This window comes from Streptomyces sp. NPDC014995 (genome assembly GCF_043080745.1).
Taxonomy (GTDB): domain Bacteria; phylum Actinomycetota; class Actinomycetes; order Streptomycetales; family Streptomycetaceae; genus Streptomyces.
In genome coordinates, this window is record NZ_JBIBVX010000001.1 from 385,130 (window position 1) to 403,379 (window position 18,250).

General features: G+C 70.7%; 16 protein-coding genes. 1 reads left to right on the forward strand and 15 read right to left on the reverse strand.

The genetic code is table 11. The features are described 5' to 3' along the window. Window positions 1–12 precede the first annotated feature (12 nt). The 5 genes from ACF1A1_RS01760 to ACF1A1_RS01780 all read right to left on the reverse strand — a co-directional run bounded on the left by ACF1A1_RS01760 (window position 13) and on the right by ACF1A1_RS01780 (window position 5,274). Window positions 13–1,599, reverse strand: coding sequence for a Na+/H+ antiporter (locus tag ACF1A1_RS01760; protein ID WP_391644336.1), 1,587 nt, complete (start codon window positions 1,597–1,599; stop codon window positions 13–15). Window positions 1,600–1,686: 87 nt separating this feature from the next. Continuing rightward, window positions 1,687–2,157 (reverse strand): GNAT family N-acetyltransferase, encoded by a 471-nt coding sequence (locus ACF1A1_RS01765; RefSeq protein ID WP_391644338.1) that lies wholly within the window; start codon window positions 2,155–2,157, stop codon window positions 1,687–1,689. Beyond that, entirely contained in the window at window positions 2,154–3,098 is a 945-nt protein-coding gene (locus ACF1A1_RS01770; protein ID WP_391644340.1) for an RluA family pseudouridine synthase, read from the reverse strand. Before ACF1A1_RS01770 ends, ACF1A1_RS01765 begins: the two co-directional genes overlap by 4 nt. Window positions 3,099–3,176: 78 nt before the next feature. Continuing rightward, window positions 3,177–3,815, reverse strand: coding sequence for a signal peptidase II (gene lspA / locus ACF1A1_RS01775; protein WP_391644342.1), 639 nt, complete (start codon window positions 3,813–3,815; stop codon window positions 3,177–3,179). Between the two features lie 67 nt (window positions 3,816–3,882). Next, complete coding sequence (locus tag ACF1A1_RS01780) at window positions 3,883–5,274, reverse strand: TraR/DksA family transcriptional regulator (protein WP_391644344.1); 1,392 nt, start codon at window positions 5,272–5,274, stop codon at window positions 3,883–3,885. Between the two features lie 601 nt (window positions 5,275–5,875). Here ACF1A1_RS01780 and ileS point away from each other — a divergent pair. Then, window positions 5,876–9,007, forward strand: coding sequence for an isoleucine--tRNA ligase (ileS, locus tag ACF1A1_RS01785; protein WP_391644346.1), 3,132 nt, complete (start codon window positions 5,876–5,878; stop codon window positions 9,005–9,007). Between the two features lie 59 nt (window positions 9,008–9,066). Here ileS and ACF1A1_RS01790 read toward each other — a convergent pair whose 3' ends face one another. The 10 genes from ACF1A1_RS01790 to ftsW form a co-directional block, all read right to left on the reverse strand. Beyond that, window positions 9,067–9,192 (reverse strand): hypothetical protein, encoded by a 126-nt coding sequence (locus ACF1A1_RS01790; RefSeq protein ID WP_391644348.1) that lies wholly within the window; start codon window positions 9,190–9,192, stop codon window positions 9,067–9,069. 431 nt (window positions 9,193–9,623) lie between these two features. After that, entirely contained in the window at window positions 9,624–10,769 is a 1,146-nt protein-coding gene (locus ACF1A1_RS01795) for a DivIVA domain-containing protein (protein ID WP_391644350.1), read from the reverse strand. A gap of 53 nt (window positions 10,770–10,822) precedes the next feature. After that, window positions 10,823–11,107, reverse strand: a complete 285-nt coding sequence (locus tag ACF1A1_RS01800; RefSeq protein ID WP_020129925.1) for a YggT family protein — start codon at window positions 11,105–11,107, stop codon at window positions 10,823–10,825. Window positions 11,108–11,169: 62 nt separating this feature from the next. Beyond that, window positions 11,170–11,811 carry a cell division protein SepF gene (locus ACF1A1_RS01805; RefSeq protein WP_391644352.1) on the reverse strand — a complete coding sequence of 214 codons (642 nt, stop codon included), beginning with the start codon at window positions 11,809–11,811 and terminating at the stop codon, window positions 11,170–11,172. A 128-nt stretch (window positions 11,812–11,939) separates the two neighbouring features. Further along, window positions 11,940–12,659, reverse strand: a complete 720-nt coding sequence (locus ACF1A1_RS01810; protein ID WP_391644354.1) for a YggS family pyridoxal phosphate-dependent enzyme — start codon at window positions 12,657–12,659, stop codon at window positions 11,940–11,942. 6 nt (window positions 12,660–12,665) lie between these two features. Next, window positions 12,666–13,394 (reverse strand): peptidoglycan editing factor PgeF, encoded by a 729-nt coding sequence (gene pgeF, locus ACF1A1_RS01815; RefSeq protein WP_391644356.1) that lies wholly within the window; start codon window positions 13,392–13,394, stop codon window positions 12,666–12,668. Continuing rightward, window positions 13,391–14,605 (reverse strand): cell division protein FtsZ, encoded by a 1,215-nt coding sequence (ftsZ, locus tag ACF1A1_RS01820; RefSeq protein WP_391644358.1) that lies wholly within the window; start codon window positions 14,603–14,605, stop codon window positions 13,391–13,393. Before ftsZ ends, pgeF begins: the two co-directional genes overlap by 4 nt. A 278-nt stretch (window positions 14,606–14,883) precedes the next feature. Further along, window positions 14,884–15,678: a cell division protein FtsQ/DivIB gene (locus ACF1A1_RS01825; protein WP_391644360.1), complete on the reverse strand. Its 795-nt coding sequence runs from the start codon at window positions 15,676–15,678 to the stop codon at window positions 14,884–14,886. 39 nt (window positions 15,679–15,717) lie between these two features. After that, window positions 15,718–16,815 (reverse strand): undecaprenyldiphospho-muramoylpentapeptide beta-N-acetylglucosaminyltransferase, encoded by a 1,098-nt coding sequence (murG, locus tag ACF1A1_RS01830; RefSeq protein ID WP_391644362.1) that lies wholly within the window; start codon window positions 16,813–16,815, stop codon window positions 15,718–15,720. Between the two features lie 6 nt (window positions 16,816–16,821). Next, complete coding sequence (gene ftsW / locus ACF1A1_RS01835; protein ID WP_391644364.1) at window positions 16,822–18,174, reverse strand: putative lipid II flippase FtsW; 1,353 nt, start codon at window positions 18,172–18,174, stop codon at window positions 16,822–16,824. Between the last annotated feature and the right edge of the window lie 76 nt (window positions 18,175–18,250).

Consider the following 18,250-nt stretch of genomic DNA (forward strand, 5'->3'; position numbering starts at 1 on the left):
CTCCCCGCCACCTCACCGCAGACTCCGCACATCGAGATGCCGAAGCACCCGGTCCACGATCTCCGGATCGGCCCCCGGCTCACTCCGTGCCGCCACCACCTCATGCCGCGCCGCGCTCAGCATCTCCCCCTGAATGCGCCGCACCCGTTTCAGCCTCCGCACCCGCTGCTCGTGCGCCTCCCGCCGCTCGTCCTCCGCCATGTCCGGACTGATCCGCAAGCCGATGTCGAAGGCCCGCCGCACCATCTGCTCGGACAGTTCCTCCGGCAGCTCCTCCTCGGCCTCGATCTCCCTCAGCCTCCGCTTCGCCGCCTTGGCCGCCCGCACGGCCAGCTCCTTCTCGAACGCCTTCTCCCGGTCCGTGTCCGCCTGGACGCCGAGCCGCTGCACCAGCCACGGCAGGGTCAGCCCCTGCACCACCAGCGTCGCCATGATCACCCCGAACGCGATGAACACGATCTCGTCCCGGTTCGGGAAGGCCGCCCCCTCGTCCGTCCGCAACGGGATCGCGAGGGCCAACGCCACCGAGGCCACCCCCCGCATCCCGGACCACCACATGACGACGGTCTCCCGCCAGCTCACCGGGATGTCCTCGTCGTGGTCCCGCCTGGCGTGCATCCGCCGGGTGAGCCAGGTCGCCGGCAGCAGCCACAGCAACCGCACCACCACGACCACCCCCACGATCGCCGCCGCCCACCCGAGCATCTCCCCCCACCGCCCGGACGCGGTCCGGATCGCGTTGTGCAGCTCCAGTCCGATCAGCCCGAACGCGACCCCCGTGACCAGCGTGTCGACGATGTCCCAGAAGGTGTGCCCGGCGAGCCGCGTCATCACGTCGTCGGGATCGGTGCCGTACTCGGCGAGGAACAGCGCGGTGGTGAGCACGGCGAGCACCCCGGAGCCGTGGAACTCCTCCGCCATCACATAGGAGGCGTACGGCACCAGCAACGTCAGTCCGATCTGCAGGGTCGCGTCGCCGAGCAGATCCATCAGCTTGTTGGCGCCCCAGCCCAGCGCGAGCCCGACCGCCACCGCCACGACGGCGGACAGCACCAGGTCCAGCCCCGCCCGCCAGGGAGAGAAGGTCCCGCTGACGGCCGCGGCGATCGCCACGTGGTACAGCACGATGGCCGTGACGTCGTTGAACAGCCCCTCGCCCTCCAGGATGGACACCAGTCGGCGAGGCAGCCCGAGTTGCCCGGCGACGGCAGTGGCGGCCACGGGGTCGGGCGGCGCGACGAGCGCCCCGAGCGCGACGGCCGCGGCGATCGGCAGCCCGGGCACGATCGCGTGGGCGACGGCGGCCACACAGAGCATGGTGACGAACACCAGCGCCACGGCGAGCAGGAAGATGGGCCGTTTGTTCGCCGTGAACTGCCGCCAGGAGGTCCGCCGGACCGCCGCGTACAGCAGGGGCGGCAGCAGCAGCGGCAGGATCAGGTCGGGCGGGATGTCGACGTTGGGCACGAAGTCGAGGACCGCGAGCACGATCCCGAGCAGCGTCATCAGGACCGGCGCGGGCAGTCCCCACCGGTCTCCGAGCGGGACGCTCACCACGGCCCCGAGCAACAGGACGAACAGCAGGGCCAACTGGTCCACGGTCAGTGCTCCGGAGGTCCGACGTCACACGGCTGACCTCCAGCCTGCCACGTCACCTCGGCCACAGTCCGTTCGGCGGTCCGTCGGCTACAGCACCCGCCGCATCGCCCGGTGCGCAATGCCCGCGTCCGGGAACTCCGGCCCGTACGCCGCGTATCCCAGCCCCTCGTAGAACCCCAGCGCGTGCGTCTGGGCGTGCAGGTCGACGGCCGCGAGCCCCCGCGCGCGTGCCGCCTCCTCGATGGCCCGCACCAGCGCGGCCCCGACGCCGAGCCCGCGGGCCTCCTTGGAGACGGCGAGCCGCCCCAGCGATCCGACCGACAGGTCGCCGTCGGTCTTCGCCGCGGCCGCCTCGCCGTACAGCAGCCGCCCGGTCCCGAGCGGTACGCCGTCCGCACGGACCGCCAGCACGTGCACCGCCCCGGCGTCGTAGGCGTCGTACTCGATGTCCTCGGGGACGCCCTGCTCGCCGACGAAGACCTCCTTGCGCACCGCGAAGCAGGCCTCGCGGTCGGCGGGGTCCTCGGCGACGCGCACCGCGTACGCGCGCGTGCTCATCCGTAGGTCTCCTCGCGGACCTGGTCCAGGGCCTGCTGGAGATCGTCCGGGTAGTCGCAGGAGAACTCGGCCCACCGGCCGTCCCCGGGGTGCTCGAAGCCCAGCCGCACCGCGTGCAGCCACTGTCGGGTCAGGCGCAGCCGCTTGGCGAGCGTCGGGTCGGCGCCGTAGGTCAGGTCGCCGACGCACGGGTGGCGGTGGGCGGCCATGTGGACGCGGATCTGGTGCGTGCGTCCGGTCTCCAGCTTGACGTCCAGCAGGGAGGCCGCGCGGAACGCCTCGATCAGGTCGTAGTGCGTGACGGACGGCTTGCCGTCGGCGGTGACCGCCCACTTGTAGTCGTGCTGGGGGTGCCGGCCGATGGGCGCGTCGATGGTGCCGCTGGTCGGGTCGGGGTGACCCTGGACGAGCGTGTGGTAGCGCTTGTCGACCGTGCGCTCCTTGAACTGGCGCTTGAGCGAGGTGTACGCGTACTCCGACTTGGCCACGACCATCAGGCCGGAGGTGCCCACGTCGAGCCGGTGCACGATGCCCTGGCGCTCGGCGGCACCGGAGGTGGAGATGCGGTAGCCGGCGGCGGCGAGACCGCCGATGACGGTCGGCCCGGTCCAGCCGGGCGACGGGTGGGCGGCCACCCCGACCGGCTTGACGATGACGACCACGTCGTCGTCGTCGTGCACGATCTCCATGCCCTCGACGGGCTCGGCCACCACCTGCACCGGCGCGGGCGCCTGCGGCATCTCGACCTCGAGCCAGGCCCCGCCGCTCACCCGCTCGGACTTCCCGACCACCGACCCGTCGACCGTGACCTTCCCCGCGGCGGCGAGTTCGGCCGCCTTGGTCCGGGAGAAGCCGAACATGCGGGAGATGGCGGCGTCGACGCGCTCGCCCTCCAGGCCGTCGGGCACGGGCAGGGTACGGATCTCGGGAATCGTGCTCACCCGTCGAGTATGCCGGACGGGCCCGGCGGCCCCGTACGGGCCTGTGGACAACCCCGCGCGGGCTCGGCCCCCGTGGGCTCAGTCCTTGTGGACGGTGCCGTCCGGGTCGAGGCCCTTGAACGACAGCAGCACGATCAGGATGCCGCCGCACACGATGGCCGAGTCGGCGAGGTTGAAGACCGCGAAGTGCTTGGGCGCGATGAAGTCCACGACCGCGCCCTCGAAGACGCCCGGCGAGCGGAAGATCCGGTCCGTGAGGTTGCCGAGCGCACCCCCCAGCAGCAGGCCGAGCGCGATCGCCCAGGGCAGGCTGTAGAGCTTGCGGGCGAGCCGGGCGATCACCACGATCACCGCCGCCGCGATCACCGTGAAGATCACGGTGAAGGCCTCGCCGAAGCCGAAGGCCGCACCCGCGTTGCGGATCGCCTCGAACCTCAGCCAGTCCCCGATGATCTCGATCGGCTCCTGGTGCTCCAGCTTCGCGACCACGATCATCTTGCTGACCAGGTCCAGGGCGTACGCGATCGCGGCGACCACGAACAGCACGGCGATCCGGCGCCTGCCGCGCGGCCGGCCCGCCCCGTCCGCCGCCGACGCGTCCGCGCCGGACGACTCGTCCGGCGCCGGCTTCCCGACGTTCTCGTCGGACGGCTGCGGCTCGGCTCCCGCCGCCTCTGGGGTGTCCGGCGTACCGATGATGCGCTCCGCCTCTGCCACGTGTGTCCCTCGACCTAGGTACCTGACTGACGACGAGGGTACGGCACACCCCCGGGCAGTCGGGTGATCAGTACCGCCGCTCCTGCTTCTGCTTGCACTCGACGCACAACGTGGCCCGCGGGAAGGCCTGCATACGGGCCTTGCCGATGGGCTCGCCGCAGTTCTCGCACAGGCCGTAGGTACCGGCGTCGAGCCGCTCCAGGGCGTGCTCGGTCTGGATCAGCATCTCGCGCGCGTTGGCTGCCAGCGCCAGTTCGTGCTCGCGCGTGATGTTCTTGGTCCCGGTGTCCGCCTGGTCGTCGCCGGCGCCGTCCCCGGAGTCCCGCATCAGTCCCGCCAGGGCGGCCTCGGACGAGGCGAGCTCCGCGCGCAGCCGCTCCTTCTCGGACTGCAGCTCGGCTCGGGCCTCCGCGACCTCCGCGGGCGTCCAGGGCTCCTCACCGGGGCGCACCGCCAGCTCGCCCGGCTCCGCCGCGGCGAGCCGTGCCTTGGGAACGGCGGTCTTGGCCGCCGTGGCCGTGCCAGGGGTCTTCTTCGCAACCACCGTCGTGGCTCCCGTCTGCTCCGCGGCCGAGGCCGCGTCCACCTTCTTGGCCGTGCTCTTCCTGGCGGTGCCCTTCTTCGCGGCGGCCTTTCCGGCCGCCGCCTTCCCGGCAGTACCGCCCTTGCCGCCGGCCCCCTCCGAACCGGCAGCCACCCTTCCGACCGCCCCCTCCGCAACGGCGACCGTCCCGTCTGCCGCACCTTCGGGAACCACGGCCGCCTCTCCGACCGCGTCCTGCGCACCGGCGGCCACCTCGCCACCGACGCCCTCCGCCACCGCGGCCTTCTTCGCCGCCGGCTTCTTCCCGGCGGCCGTCTTCTTCGAGACGGCCTTCTTCCCGACCGCCTTCCCGACCGCCTCCTCGGCCGGCACCACCTCGTCGACCGCCGCCTTATCGGCCGGCACCTTCTTGGCGGCGGCCTTCTTGGCCGGCACCTTCTTGGCAGCCGCCTTCTTCGCCGCCACCTTCTTGACGGCCGTCTCCCGCGCCACCGTCTTCTTCCCGGGCGCCTTCTTCGCGGACGCCTTCTTCACAGCAGCCGTCTTCTTGGCTGCCGTGCTCTGGACGGCCGTCTTCCTGGCCCCCGTGCTCTCAGCAGCCGTCTTCCTGACAGCCGCCTCGGCAGCAATCGTTTTCCTCCCCACCGCCTCCTCGGCCACCCCCTTCTTCCCCGCCGACGCCCCACCAACCCCCGATCTCCGCGCCCTCTCCCCGACAGCCGCGTTCTTCCCGCCGACCGCCTGCTTCGCCCCCTTGGCGACGGCCTCCCCCACCGTCTTCACGGCCTTCACGGTCCGTGCGGCGCCCCCTGCCCGCGTGCTCTTCTTCGCCCCGACGTCCTTGGCCGCACCGCCGGAGGCACCCGTGGACCTGCCGGACGCCGACTGCTGTACGGCGGTCTTCTTCGCCACCATGGCCGCGGCCCCTTCACATATTGTGATCTTGCGCGCAAATCGTTCTGGGACGATAAATCGACTTGAGTCCCGCGGCAACGGGGCACACCGCCCGATTCGCCCACCTCGCGCACGTCGCGCGGCAAGCCTGCATGCGTTGTGCCCAGCTCCCCGCCGGGTAATCCGCCGACCCGGCCGTCCCGAAATCCGAACACCCGTACCTCCCCATTCGGGTCATGCCGGGCCCGCCTCCACCCCACTCCCGCGCGCGCCGAAAACCGGTCGGCCGCCGTCGTCGCGGCGCCGTACACTGGGCGGAGCGAAAAGCGTGGATGGGGACGAGTAGCGGCGTACGCAGCCCAGAGCGACCCGGGGACGGTGGAAGCCCGGGGGCGAGCGCGACGTGAAGATCACCCCGGAGCCGCCGGAAGAAAGCCGCAGCCGACAGGCGACGGCGAGTAGAACCGGCATCGCGACCCCAATGAGGGGGCTCACCGGAGCGTACGGCGCACCGGAGGGCCAAGGAGGGTGGTACCGCGGGAGCGCGCCGCACACGGCGTACACAGGACAGAAGGCTCTCGTCCCTCCGACGGAAGGCAGCACGTCCGCCGGAGGAAGATCGATGACGCTGTACCGCCAGGTGCCCGCCCAGGTCGACCTGCCCGCGCTCGAGCACGCGGTGCTCGACTTCTGGCGCGAGCAGAAGATCTTTGCCAAGAGCCTGGACCAGTCCGAGGGCCGCCCCGAGTGGGTGTTCTACGAGGGCCCGCCCACCGCCAACGGCATGCCGGGCGCCCACCACATCGAGGCGCGCGTCTTCAAGGACGTCTTCCCCCGCTTCCGCACCATGCGCGGCTACCACGTGGCCCGCAAGGCCGGCTGGGACTGCCACGGCCTCCCGGTGGAGCTGGCGGTCGAGAAGGAACTGGGCTTCAGCGGCAAGAAGGACATCGAGGCGTACGGCATCGCCGAGTTCAACGCCAGGTGCCGCGAGTCCGTGCTCCGCCACACCGACGCCTTCTCCGAGCTGACGACCCGCATGGGCTACTGGGTCGACCTCGAAGACGCGTACGTCACGATGGACCCCGAGTACATCGAGTCGGTCTGGTGGTCGCTCAAGGAGATCTTCACCAAGGGCCTGCTGGTCCAGGACCACCGCGTCGCCCCCTGGTGCCCGCGCTGCGGCACGGGCCTGTCGGACCACGAGCTGGCCCAGGGCTACGAGACGGTCGTCGACCCGTCCGTGTACGTCCGTTTCCCGCTCACCTCCGGTCCGCTCGCCGGCCAGGCCGCACTCCTGGTCTGGACGACGACCCCCTGGACGCTGGTCTCCAACACGGCCGTCGCCGCGCACCCCGAGGTCACCTACGTCGTCGCGACCAACGGCGAGGAGAAGCTCGTCGTCGCCGAGCCGCTCGTCGCCAAGGCGCTCGGCGAGGGCTGGGAGACCACCGGCGAGACCTTCACCGGCGCCGAGATGGAGCGCTGGACGTATCAACGACCGTTCGAGCTGGTGGAGTTCCCGGCCCCGGCGCACTTCGTCGTCAACGCCGAGTACGTCACGACCGAGGACGGTACGGGTCTGGTCCACCAGTCCCCCGCCTTCGGTGAGGACGACCTCAAGGTCTGCCGCGCCTACGGCCTGCCCGTCGTGAACCCCGTCCGCCCCGACGGCACCTTCGAGGAGACCGTCCCCCTCGTCGGCGGGGTCTTCTTCAAGAAGGCGGACGAAAAGCTCACCGAGGACCTCCAGCAGCGCGACCTCCTGTTCAAGCACATCCCGTACGAGCACAGCTACCCGCACTGCTGGCGCTGCCACACCGCGCTCCTCTACTACGCGCAGCCGTCCTGGTACATCCGCACCACGGCGATCAAGGACCGTCTCCTCCAGGAGAACGAGAACACCAACTGGTTCCCGGACACGGTCAAGAACGGCCGGTACGGCGACTGGCTGAACAACAACATCGACTGGGCGCTGTCCCGCAACCGCTACTGGGGCACCCCCCTGCCCATCTGGCGCTGCGAGGACGACCACCTCACCTGCGTCGGCTCCCGCGCGGAGCTGACCGAGCTGACCGGCACCGACCAGTCGGAGCTGGACCCGCACCGCCCGTTCATCGACGACGTGACCTTCGCCTGCCCGCAGTGCCGGAAGACGGCCACGCGCGTGCCGGAGGTCATCGACGCCTGGTACGACTCGGGGTCCATGCCGTTCGCGCAGTGGGGCTACCCGTACAAGAACAAGGAACTGTTCGAGAGCCGCTACCCGGCGCAGTTCATCTCCGAGGCCATCGACCAGACCCGCGGCTGGTTCTACACGCTGATGGCGGTCGGCACGCTGGTCTTCGACAAGTCGTCCTACGAGAACGTCGTCTGCCTCGGCCACATCCTCGCCGAGGACGGCCGCAAGATGTCCAAGCACCTGGGCAACATCCTCCAGCCGATCCCGCTCATGGACCAGCACGGCGCGGACGCGGTCCGCTGGTTCATGGCGGCCGGCGGCTCCCCGTGGGCGGCCCGCCGCGTCGGCCACGGCACCATCCAGGAGGTCGTCCGCAAGACGCTCCTCACGTACTGGAACACGGTCGCCTTCCAGGCCCTGTACGCCCGTACGGCGAGCTGGTCGCCCTCCGAGGCCGACCCGGCCCCGGCCGACCGCCCGCTGCTGGACCGCTGGCTCCTGTCCGAACTCCACGCGCTCACCGACCAGGTGACCCAGTCGCTGGAGGCCTACGACACCCAGCGCGCCGGCAAGCTGCTCTCGGCGTTCGTCGACGACCTGTCCAACTGGTACGTCCGCCGCTCCCGTCGCCGCTTCTGGCAGGGCGACAAGGCGGCGCTGCGCACGCTGCACGAGGTCGTCGAGACGGTCACCAGGCTGATGGCGCCGCTGACCCCGTTCATCACCGAGCGGGTCTGGCAGGACCTGGTGGTCCCGGTCACCCCGGGCGCCCCGGAGTCCGTGCACCTGGCGTCCTGGCCGGAGGCGGACCTCTCGGCGATCGACCCGCAGCTGTCGAAGCAGATGGTCCTGGTCCGCCGCCTCGTCGAGCTGGGCCGCGCCACGCGGGCGGAGTCGGGCGTGAAGACCCGCCAGCCGCTGCGGCGCGCGCTGATCGCGGCCACCGGCTTCGACGCCCTCTCCCCCGAGCTGCACACGCAGATCACGGAGGAGCTGAACGTCGAGTCGCTCGCCTCCCTGTCGGACGTCGGCGGCAGCCTGGTCGACACGACCGCGAAGGCCAACTTCCGCGCCCTGGGCAAGCGGTTCGGCAAGCGGGTCCAAGACGTGGCGAAGGCCGTCGCGAACGCCGACGCGGCCGCGCTCTCCCTCGCCCTGCGCGAGGGCACGGCGTCGGTCGAGGTCGACGGCGAGACGATCACCCTCGCTCCGGACGAGGTGATCATCACGGAGACCCCGCGCGAGGGCTGGTCGGTCGCCTCCGACTCCGGCGCGACGGTCGCCCTCGACCTGGAGATCACGGAGGAGCTGCGCCGCGCGGGCCTGGCCCGTGACGCGATCCGCCTGATCCAGGAGGCCCGCAAGAACAGCGGCCTCGACGTCGCCGACCGCATCGCGCTCCGCTGGACCGCGACCGACCCGGCGACCGTCCCGGCCCTGACCGAGCACTCCGCCCTGATCGCCGACGAGGTCCTCGCCACGGACTTCGCCCAGGGCGAGGCGGACGACACGTACGGCACCCCGTTCACCGACGAGGGCCTGACGCTGACGTTCCGCCTGCGCAAGGCGTAGGGCCTCCGGCGCCGACGAGGGCCCGGTTCCCCACGGGGGCCGGGCCCTCCCGTCTGCCGTCACGACGGCTGTCCGCCCAGCTCCTCCAGCAGGCTGCCGGGCACACCGGCGATGCGGAGCGTGTACCAGGAGTCCGGCCCGCCGCTCACCCCCACGGAGTAGCCCGCGGAGGTGCGGGTGGTCACTCCTCCGTCATCGCCACGACGACCTCGTGCGCGTGCTTCCTCACCCGTGAGCCCCGCTCGGTGTCCGGCTCGGCCCGCTCGACAGCCGTGATCGGCACGGGCGCCACGCTCCAGCCGGCAGAGCCCCCTCCGTGACCTGCTCCCGGGAGCCGACACGGACGACGACGCCGGGCACGGCCCCCGCGCTCATGCCGCCCGGCCGCACGGGCTGCCCTGCCGCCGTCGGCTGCACGCGGACCGCCTTCGCCACCGCCTCCCGCGGCCAGCGCGTCTCCGCATCGGCCAACCCGTCCTCGTCCCGCCGTTTCCTCCCCATGACCCCGCACGTACCGCCGGTCGCCCGCAACGCGCGTAAAAAGGGCGGGACCCCGGATCGGAATCCGGGGCCCGCCCTTTGAACGCTGCCGACGCCTAAGGCGTACTACTGGCCGTCAGTTGTCGTCCTCGTCGATGAGGAAGCCGCGCATCGGCGAGGGGGCCTGGCCCATCGGCGACGGGCCCTGCGGCCGCACCGGAGCCATCGGCTGGGTCATCGCCGGGGACATCTGCTGCTGGCCGCCGTAGGACGGAGCAGCCTGGCTCGGCGCGCCCATGCCCTGGTTGCCGCCGTAGGACGGGGCGCTCGCGCCGGCCGGGGCCATGGAGGGCGCCGGGGACGGCGGGAGGGACGCCGTGGCCGGGGTGCGCGGCGGGGCGAGGGAGTCGTCGGCCTGGGTCTCCAGCTGACGCAGCTGCGACTCCAGGTACGACTTCAGGCGCGTGCGGTACTCGCGCTCGAAGCCGCGCAGGTCCTCGACCTTGCGCTCCAGCGTGGCGCGGGCGGACTCCAGGGAGCCCATCGCGACACGGTGCTTCTCCTGCGCGTCCCGCTCCAGGGCGTCGGCCTTGGCACGGGCGTCACGCTCGAGACCCTCGGCACGCGAACGCGCCTCGCCGACGATCTTGTTGGCCTCGGAACGGGCCTCGGCGATCGCCTGGTCGGCGGTCTGCTGGGCCAGCGAGAGGACACGGGCGGCGCTGTCGCCACCGGGGCCCTGACCGGGGCCGCCCATCGGACCGCCCATGGGGCCGCCCATCGGGCCACCCATCTGCTGCTGCATGGGAGGCTGACCACCCATCGGACCCTGCCCCATGGGGCCCTGGCCCATCGGACCGGGACCCTGCGGGCCCTGGCCACCGGGGCCGGCAGGCAGCTGCGGGGCACCGCTCGGCAGCTGGGGCGGACCACCCATGGGGCCACCCATCTGCTGCTGCGGCGGGCCCGATATGCCGGCGGGCACCGGAGCGCCCGGACCTCGCATGCCCTGCTGCGGCGGCATGCCCTGCTGCTGCGGCGGCATGCCCTGCTGCTGCTGGTCCTGCTGCTCCGGAGGCTTGCGCATGTTCTGCTGGTTCTGGGCAGCAGCGCGCGTGGCCGCGGCCAGTTTGGCGCGCAGGTCCTCGTTCTCGCGGAGCAGTCGGGTCAACTCGGCTTCGACCTCGTCGAGGAAGGCATCGACCTCGTCCTCGTCATAGCCTTCTCGGAGGCGGACGGTCGTGAACTGCTTGTTCCGCACGTCCTCGGGGGTCAACGGCATCTCTTCACCTCAACGTAGTCGTCGGCATTCGGCAAGACGGTAGTTCACATCGCTCACAGCCGGCTCACGATCGAGATCAGGATGTAGACGATGATCATCAGTACGAAGAAGGACAGGTCGAGCGCCACGCCCCCGAGACGCAGCGGCGGGATGACCCGCCGCAGAAGCTTGAGCGGTGGATCGGTGACAGTGTAGGTGGCCTCCAGAACGACCACCATCGCCTTGCCGGGTTGCCATGAGCGGGCGAACTGGAAGACGTAGTCCATGACCAACCGGAAGATGAGCACGATGAGGAAGACCATCAGCGCGATGTAGACGACATCCAGGACCACGCTCATGTTCGGTGCTTCCCTCTCCCCTGCTACGTGCTCTCTCTGTACTGCAATTCCGGTCGTGCGTCTCAGCTCTGGTTGAAGAACCCGCCCTCTGCGATGCGGGCCTTGTCCTCCGCCGTGACATCGACGTTAGCAGGCGACAACAGGAACACCTTCTGCGTCACCCGCTCGATGCTGCCGTGAAGACCAAACACCAAACCGGCCGCAAAGTCGACAAGTCGCTTCGCGTCTGTGTCATCCATCTCAGTCAGATTCATGATCACCGGGGTGCCCTCACGGAAGTGTTCCCCGATGGTACGGGCCTCGTTGTAGGTCCGGGGGTGAAGCGTGGTGATCCGGTACGGCTCTCGTTCCGACACGACCTTGGGCATGATCACCGGTGCGTTCTTCTCCAGGGACTGACGTTCTTGTGTGATGGACGCCACGGGCGCGATGCGCGCCGGACGCCCGGATTCCGCGGCGAGCGAAGTGGACCGGGCCACCGGTTCGCGCGGCGCGGGTGGCTGCACGATACGCACCTCGTCGTCCCTTTGGGACTGATGTGCGCCGTGTGACTGATGCGACGGCTCGTGCCGCCGGTGGTCACGCTCGGGCTCAGGGTCGAGCTCGGGTTCGAAGTCGTCATCGGGGTCGAATCCCCGGCCGTCGTACCCATCGTCCTCCACGAGGCCGAGGTAGACCGCCATCTTGCGCATCGCGCCGGCCATTCTCTGAGTCCTCCGCTCTGTGGTGGATCGGCTGACGACTGCCAAGTCCTGCGATCCACGTGGTCCTTATGCCCGCCTTTCGACGGAAATGACCATATTTTCTGCTGTGGTCCGACTTCCTGGCGACGTTACCCGAGCCTGGGGCGGACTCCGAGTACCGCAGTGCCGACGCGCACATGTGTCGCTCCGGCCGCCACGGCCTCCTCGAGGTCCGCACTCATCCCTGCCGAGACCATGTTTGCAGTCGGATGGGCTCTGCGCAGGTCGGTCGACAAATCCATCAACCGCTCGAACGCCGCCCGTTGGCGACCCGCGTACTCCCCGGTCAGGGGTGCGACGGTCATCAGTCCGTCAAGCCGGAGCCCCGGGGACCGCGCGACCAGGCCGGCCAACTCCTCGATGCCGCCGGGCGCCACGCCGCCCCGCTCCCCCCGCGCGCTCTCACCGGCGTCGAGCGCGACCTGGATCAGGCATCCCACCTCGCGCCCGGCCCGTACGGCCTCCTTCGACAGGGACGTCACCAGCCGGGAACGGTCGACGGACTGCACGACATCCGCGTAACCGACCACGGAACGGACTTTGTTGGTCTGCAACTGGCCCACGAAGTGCCAGGAAAGGGGCAGATCCGAGCAAGCCGCGGCCTTCGGCGCCGCGTCCTGGTCACGGTTCTCGGCGACGTGGCGCACACCGAGTTCCGACAGGATCCGCACATCGCTCGCCGGGTAGGTCTTGGTGACCACGATCAGGGTCACCTCCTCCCGCCCGCGCCCGGCCGCCACACACGCGGCGGTGATGCGCTCCTCCACTTTCGCCAGGTTTCCGGCGAGTTCGTCCTTACGGTCCGTCATCCCACATCAGTCCAGCCAGACATATCCCGCGAGTCGCCCCGTGGTGCGGTCGCGGCGGTACGAGAAGTGGTCCTGCGACTCCCGCGTGCACACCGGCGACTGCTCCCGGTCGTGCACCCCGAGCCGCTCGAGCTGCGCGTGCGCCCCGGCGGTCACATCGACCGCCGGCGTGCCCCAGCTCGTCTCGGCGTACGCCGCCGGCTCGACGGCGGCCACCTCGGCGCGCATCGCCTCCGGCACCTCGTAGCAGCGGCCGCAGACGGCGGGCCCGGTGCGGGCGACGATCCGCGACGGCTCGGCCCCCAGCTCCACCATGGCCCGTACGGCGGCGGGGACGATGCCGGCGACCATGCCGGGCCGGCCGGCGTGGGCCGCGGCGGCGATCCCGGCGACGGGGTCGGCGAGCAAGACGGGCGTGCAGTCGGCGGTCAGGACGGCGAGGGCGAGACCACGTCGGGCCGTGACGATCGCGTCGACCTCGGGTGCGGGACGCTCGCCCCACGGTCCGTCGACCTCGGCCACGTCCGTGCCGTGCACCTGGTTCATCCACACGACCCGGACGGGGTCCAGGCCGAGCGACTTCGCGGCCAGTTCACGGTTGGTCCGTACGGCTTCGGGGTCGTCGCCGACCGCTCCGCCGAGGTTGAGCTCCTCATACGGAGCGGCGCTCACCCCGCCCCACCGGTCGGTGAAGGCGAAGTGCGCGCCGCTCACGTGTCCGCGCTGTCCTATCACTTCAGGAAGTCCGGCACGTCCAGTTCCTCGGCCGCGCTGTCCGAGTAGGCCCGCGACGGCGGCACCGGCGGGGGGACCGGGAGGTCGGCCACCGGCTCGGGCGCCGGCTCCGGCTCCTCCTTCGGCGTGACGCTGCCGAGCGAGCCGAAGCTCGGGCGGCTCTCGGGCTGCCGCACCGGGGTCGGCTCCTCGCGGCGGGCCGGGGACGAGGAAGAGGAAGAGGAAGAGGACGAGCCGAGGACGTTGTCCCGGCGGGCCGGCGGCTGGCCGCCGTCGAAGCCGGCCGCGATCACGGTGACGCGGACCTCGTCGCCGAGGGCGTCGTCGATGACCGCGCCGAAGATGATGTTGGCCTCGGGGTGGGCGGCCTCGCTGACCAGCTGGGCGGCCTCGTTGATCTCGAAGAGACCGAGGTCGGAGCCGCCGGAGATGGAGAGCAGCACACCGCGTGCGCCGTCGATGGAGGCCTCGAGCAGCGGCGAGGAGATCGCCATCTCGGCGGCGGCCACCGCGCGGTCGTCGCCGCGGGCCGAGCCGATGCCCATGAGGGCCGAGCCGGCCTCGGACATGACCGACTTGACGTCGGCGAAGTCGAGGTTGATGAGACCGGGGGTGGTGATCAGGTCGGTGATGCCCTGGACGCCGGAGAGCAGGACCTGGTCGGCCGACTTGAAGGCGTCCAGAACGGATACCTGGCGGTCGGAGATGGACAGCAGCCGGTCGTTGGGGATGACGATGAGGGTGTCGACCTCTTCACGGAGCTCGGCGATGCCGTCCTCGGCCTGGTTCGCGCGGCGCCGTCCCTCGAAGGTGAACGGGCGCGTGACCACGCCGATGGTGAGGGCGCCCAGGGAGCGTGCGATGTTGGCCACGACGGGCGCGCCGCCGGTGCCGGTGCCGCCGCCTTCACCGGCTGTCACGAAGACCATGTCGGCCCCCTTGAGGACCTCCTCGATCTCCTCGCGGTGGTCCTCGGCGGCCTTGCGACCGACGGCCGGGTTGGCTCCGGCGCCGAGTCCGCGGGTGAGTTCGCGGCCGACGTCGAGCTTGACGTCGGCGTCGCTCATCAACAGCGCCTGCGCGTCGGTGTTGATGGCGATGAACTCGACGCCCTTGAGACCGACCTCGATCATCCGGTTGATGGCATTGACACCACCGCCGCCGACACCGATGACTTTGATGACTGCGAGGTAGTTCTGCGGTGCTGCCACGTCGAAGGCCTCTCGCCTCGAGTTACGTGTCGCCGTCTCGCGGTGATCCGCGCTCCGGCGACTGATGCCGAATGGGACGGTCCGTTTCGCCGACCCGAACCCTAACGTTGAAGTTTAGGGTTACCAGTGTGTCTGTTCCTTGGAGTCTTCTGAACAGGACACTAAGTCGACAAGTGGCGCCCGTTCAACGAACACGCCGAACCTCCCGTTTTTCTTTTCACCCTATGTGATCAGCCGTGTCGCTGCCCAACCAGGGTGCTGGCCTGCGCGGATGTGCGTCAACTCCCTGCTGACGCAGGGGCGGTGGGAGCGCTGACATCGAAGTGCCGTGCATCCGGGGAGGCTTTCATGAGAGCGGTGATGGTACGGGCCTTCGCGGCACCCTTCTCGGCACTCCCCCACGCGACCGTGCGGCCTCCGCTCAACTCCAGCGAGATGTCGTCGTAGGAACGGACCTTGACGACCCGCGTGTCCCGCGCGACGGCGGCCGGGAGGGCGCCGGCGACCTTCACCGCCTCGCGCACGAGTCGGCCCTTGCCGAAGCGGCGCAGGCTCGCGGAGGACGAAGTCGAGGAGGTGGTTTCCCATTCGAGGAGCGGAACACCTCGAGGCGCCTCGGAAACCGTGGCGAAACGGACGCCTTCGTCGTCCACTTCCACGAAGTTCCGCCCCTTTTTGACCAGCAGGACCGGCTTGCGCTCCGTCACTTTCAGGCCGATTCCATCGGGCCAGGAACGGACCACGTCAACCGAGTCGATTCGGGGCAGTTCCGAGCGCAAACGCGTCTCGATCGCACCGGTGTCGACGGAAATCAGCGGCGCCCCGACGGGAACATCGGCGGCCTGGCGCACCTGCTGCGGCGTCAGGACGCTCGTACCCGCCACGGAGACGCGCTCCACGCGCAGCCACTGGGAGCCGTACAACGCCCAGACCGTGCCCGTGGTGAGGAGGACGACGGCCAGCGCGAAGATGATGATCGTACGAAGTCGGCGCGGGCCCAGCCGCCGGGCGAGGGGCGGGCCGGACGACTCCTGCTGGCGTGCACCGCGTTCGGCGGTGGTGGGTCCGGCCACGCTCCCTGCCCTTCGCTCACAGAGCCCTACATGCCGTGCTTAGCGGTGTGCACGACTGGCGGCGATCGCCTCGTACACCATGCCGACGAGCAGGTCGTCGGCGTCCCGGCGACCGAACTCGCTGGCGGCGCGGGACATCTCGTACAGCCGGTGCGGGTCGGCGAGCACGGGCAGGACGTTCTCCCGGACCCACTCGGGGGTCAGTTCCGCGTCGTCGACCAGGAGACCGCCGCCGGCCTTGACCACCGGCTGGGCGTTCAGCCGCTGCTCGCCGTTGCCGATGGGCAGCGGGACGTAGACGGCCGGGAGCCCGACGGCGGAGAGTTCGGCGACGGTCATCGCGCCCGCGCGGCAGAGCATCATGTCGGCCGCGGCGTACGCGAGATCCATCCGGTCCACATAACTTACCGGGATGTACGGGGGCATTCCCGGCATCTGCTGGACCTGCGGCAGTTCGTTCTTCGGGCCGACCGCGTGCAGGATCTGGATACCGGCCTGCTGGAGCCAGGGGGCGACCTGCTGGACCACCTCGTTGAGGCGGCGGGCGCCCTGCGAGCCGCCGGAGACCAGCAGCGTCGGCAGGTTCGGGTCGAGGCCGAACATCGCACGGGCCTCGGGGCGCGCGGCGGCACGGTCCAGGGTGGCGATGGAACGGCGCAGCGGGATGCCGATGTAGCGGGCGTCGCGGAGCTTGCTGTCGGGCGTGGAGACGGCGACGCGGGCGGCGTACCGCGAGCCGATCTTGTTGGCCAGGCCGGGGCGGGCGTTGGCCTCGTGGATGACGATCGGCACGCCCAGGCGCTTGGCCGCGAGGTAGCCGGGCAGGGCCACGTAGCCGCCGAACCCGACGACGACGTCCGCCCCGGTGCGCTCCAGGATCTGCTCGGTCGCCTTGATCGTGCCGCGCAGCCGGCCCGGGACGGTGATCAGCTCGGGCGTGGGCTTGCGCGGCAGCGGCACCGCGGGGATCAGCGCGAGCTCGTAGCCCCGCTGGGGAACGAGCGTGGTCTCCAGGCCGCGCTCGGTGCCCAGGGCCGTGATTCCCACGGTCGGGTCCTGCCTGCGCAGGGCGTCCGCGAGGGCGAGCGCGGGCTCGATGTGGCCGGCGGTCCCTCCACCAGCGAGTACGACATGCACCGAAATTCACCGCTCTCCGGACGAGCGCGCCGCCGAGGCGCGCCGTCGCATCGTGTTCCATCTCCGGGGCCCCGTGAGGCCCCCGGCTCCCCGCTTTCTACCAAAGCGGGGATGCCGCATCGCAAGCGCCGCCCGCGCAGCGGGCTCGTCGCGTGCGAAGGCGATCAGCAGCCCGATGGCGAACATGGTCGGCAGCAGGGCGGAGCCCCCGTAGGAGAACAGCGGGAGGGGGACTCCGGCGATCGGCAGCAGACCGAGCACCGCACCGATGTTGATCACGGCCTGGGCCGTGATCCAGGTGGTCACACCTCCCGCGGCGTACCTCACGAAGGGGTCCTCCGTGCGTCCGGCCACGCGGATACCCGCATAGCCTAGAGCCGCGAACAGGGCGAGCACCGACAGCGTCCCCGCGAGGCCCAGTTCCTCACCGGTGACGGCGAAGATGAAGTCGGTGTGGGCTTCGGGGAGTTGCCCCCATTTCTCCACACTCGCACCGAGCCCGGAACCGAAGATCCCGCCGGAGGCGAGGGCGTAGATCCCGTGCACGGCCTGCCAGCAGGCGTCACCCGGACCGGGGTCGGTGGCGCCGATGCACTGCAGGCGGGCCATCCGGTTGGGGCTGGTCCTGATGAGGATCGCGCCGATCGTGGCCGCGACCGAGAGCACGCCGACGAAGAGGCGGGTGGGCGCGCCCGCCAGCCACAGCAGGCCGAACAGGATCGCCGTGAGGATGATCGCCGTACCCATGTCGCCGCCGAGCATGATCAGACCGAGCAGCATGAAGGCCACCGGTACGAGCGGCACCAGCATGTGCTTCCACTGGGCCAGCAGCCTCTTGTCCTGCTTGCGGGCGAGCAGGTCGGCGCCCCACAGCACCAGCGCGAGCTTGCCGAACTCGCTCGGCTGGATCTGGAAGGAGCCGCCGAGCGAGATCCAGTTCTGGTTGCCGTTGACCGCCATCCCTATCCCCGGCACCTGCACCAGGACCATGAGACCCACGGCACCGGCGAGGATCGGGTAGGCCAGTGCCCGGTGCAGCTTCACCGGCATCCGCGAGGCGACCAGCAGCAGCGTCCCGCCGATCACGGCCGCCAGGAACTGCTTGCGGAAGAAGAACGACCCCGGCAGCGACATCTGCAGCGCGGTGATCTGCGAGGCCGAGTAGACCATCACCAGACCGAGCACGGTGATCAGCAGGCTGCCGCCGAGGATCAGGTAGTACGCGGTCAGCGGCCGGTCCCAGGCCTTGCGCGCACGCGTGTAGAGCCGCAGTACGGCGTTCTCGCGCGTCGGCCCGGAGGCTGTGGGACGCCGGGCCGTCCGCTGCACGGGCGGCCGGCCGGTACGGCTACCGGGCATCGCCGGCTCCGGTGCTGAACGTCGACCTCGACGGTCCCACGCGTCCCTCCCAAGGTCCGCCCGGCAGGCGGCCGGG

Coding starts and splice junctions, on each gene's coding strand:
- ACF1A1_RS01765 (WP_391644338.1), bottom strand. CDS start 2,157: ATGAGCACGCGCGCGTACGCGGTGCGCGTCGCCGAGGACCCCGCCGAC.
- ACF1A1_RS01780 (WP_391644344.1), bottom strand. CDS start 5,274: ATGGTGGCGAAGAAGACCGCCGTACAGCAGTCGGCGTCCGGCAGGTCC.
- ileS (WP_391644346.1), top strand. CDS start 5,876: ATGACGCTGTACCGCCAGGTGCCCGCCCAGGTCGACCTGCCCGCGCTC.
- ACF1A1_RS01795 (WP_391644350.1), bottom strand. CDS start 10,769: ATGCCGTTGACCCCCGAGGACGTGCGGAACAAGCAGTTCACGACCGTC.
- ACF1A1_RS01800 (WP_020129925.1), bottom strand. CDS start 11,107: ATGAGCGTGGTCCTGGATGTCGTCTACATCGCGCTGATGGTCTTCCTC.
- ACF1A1_RS01805 (WP_391644352.1), bottom strand. CDS start 11,811: ATGGCCGGCGCGATGCGCAAGATGGCGGTCTACCTCGGCCTCGTGGAG.
- ACF1A1_RS01810 (WP_391644354.1), bottom strand. CDS start 12,659: ATGACGGACCGTAAGGACGAACTCGCCGGAAACCTGGCGAAAGTGGAG.
- ftsW (WP_391644364.1), bottom strand. CDS start 18,174: ATGCCCGGTAGCCGTACCGGCCGGCCGCCCGTGCAGCGGACGGCCCGG.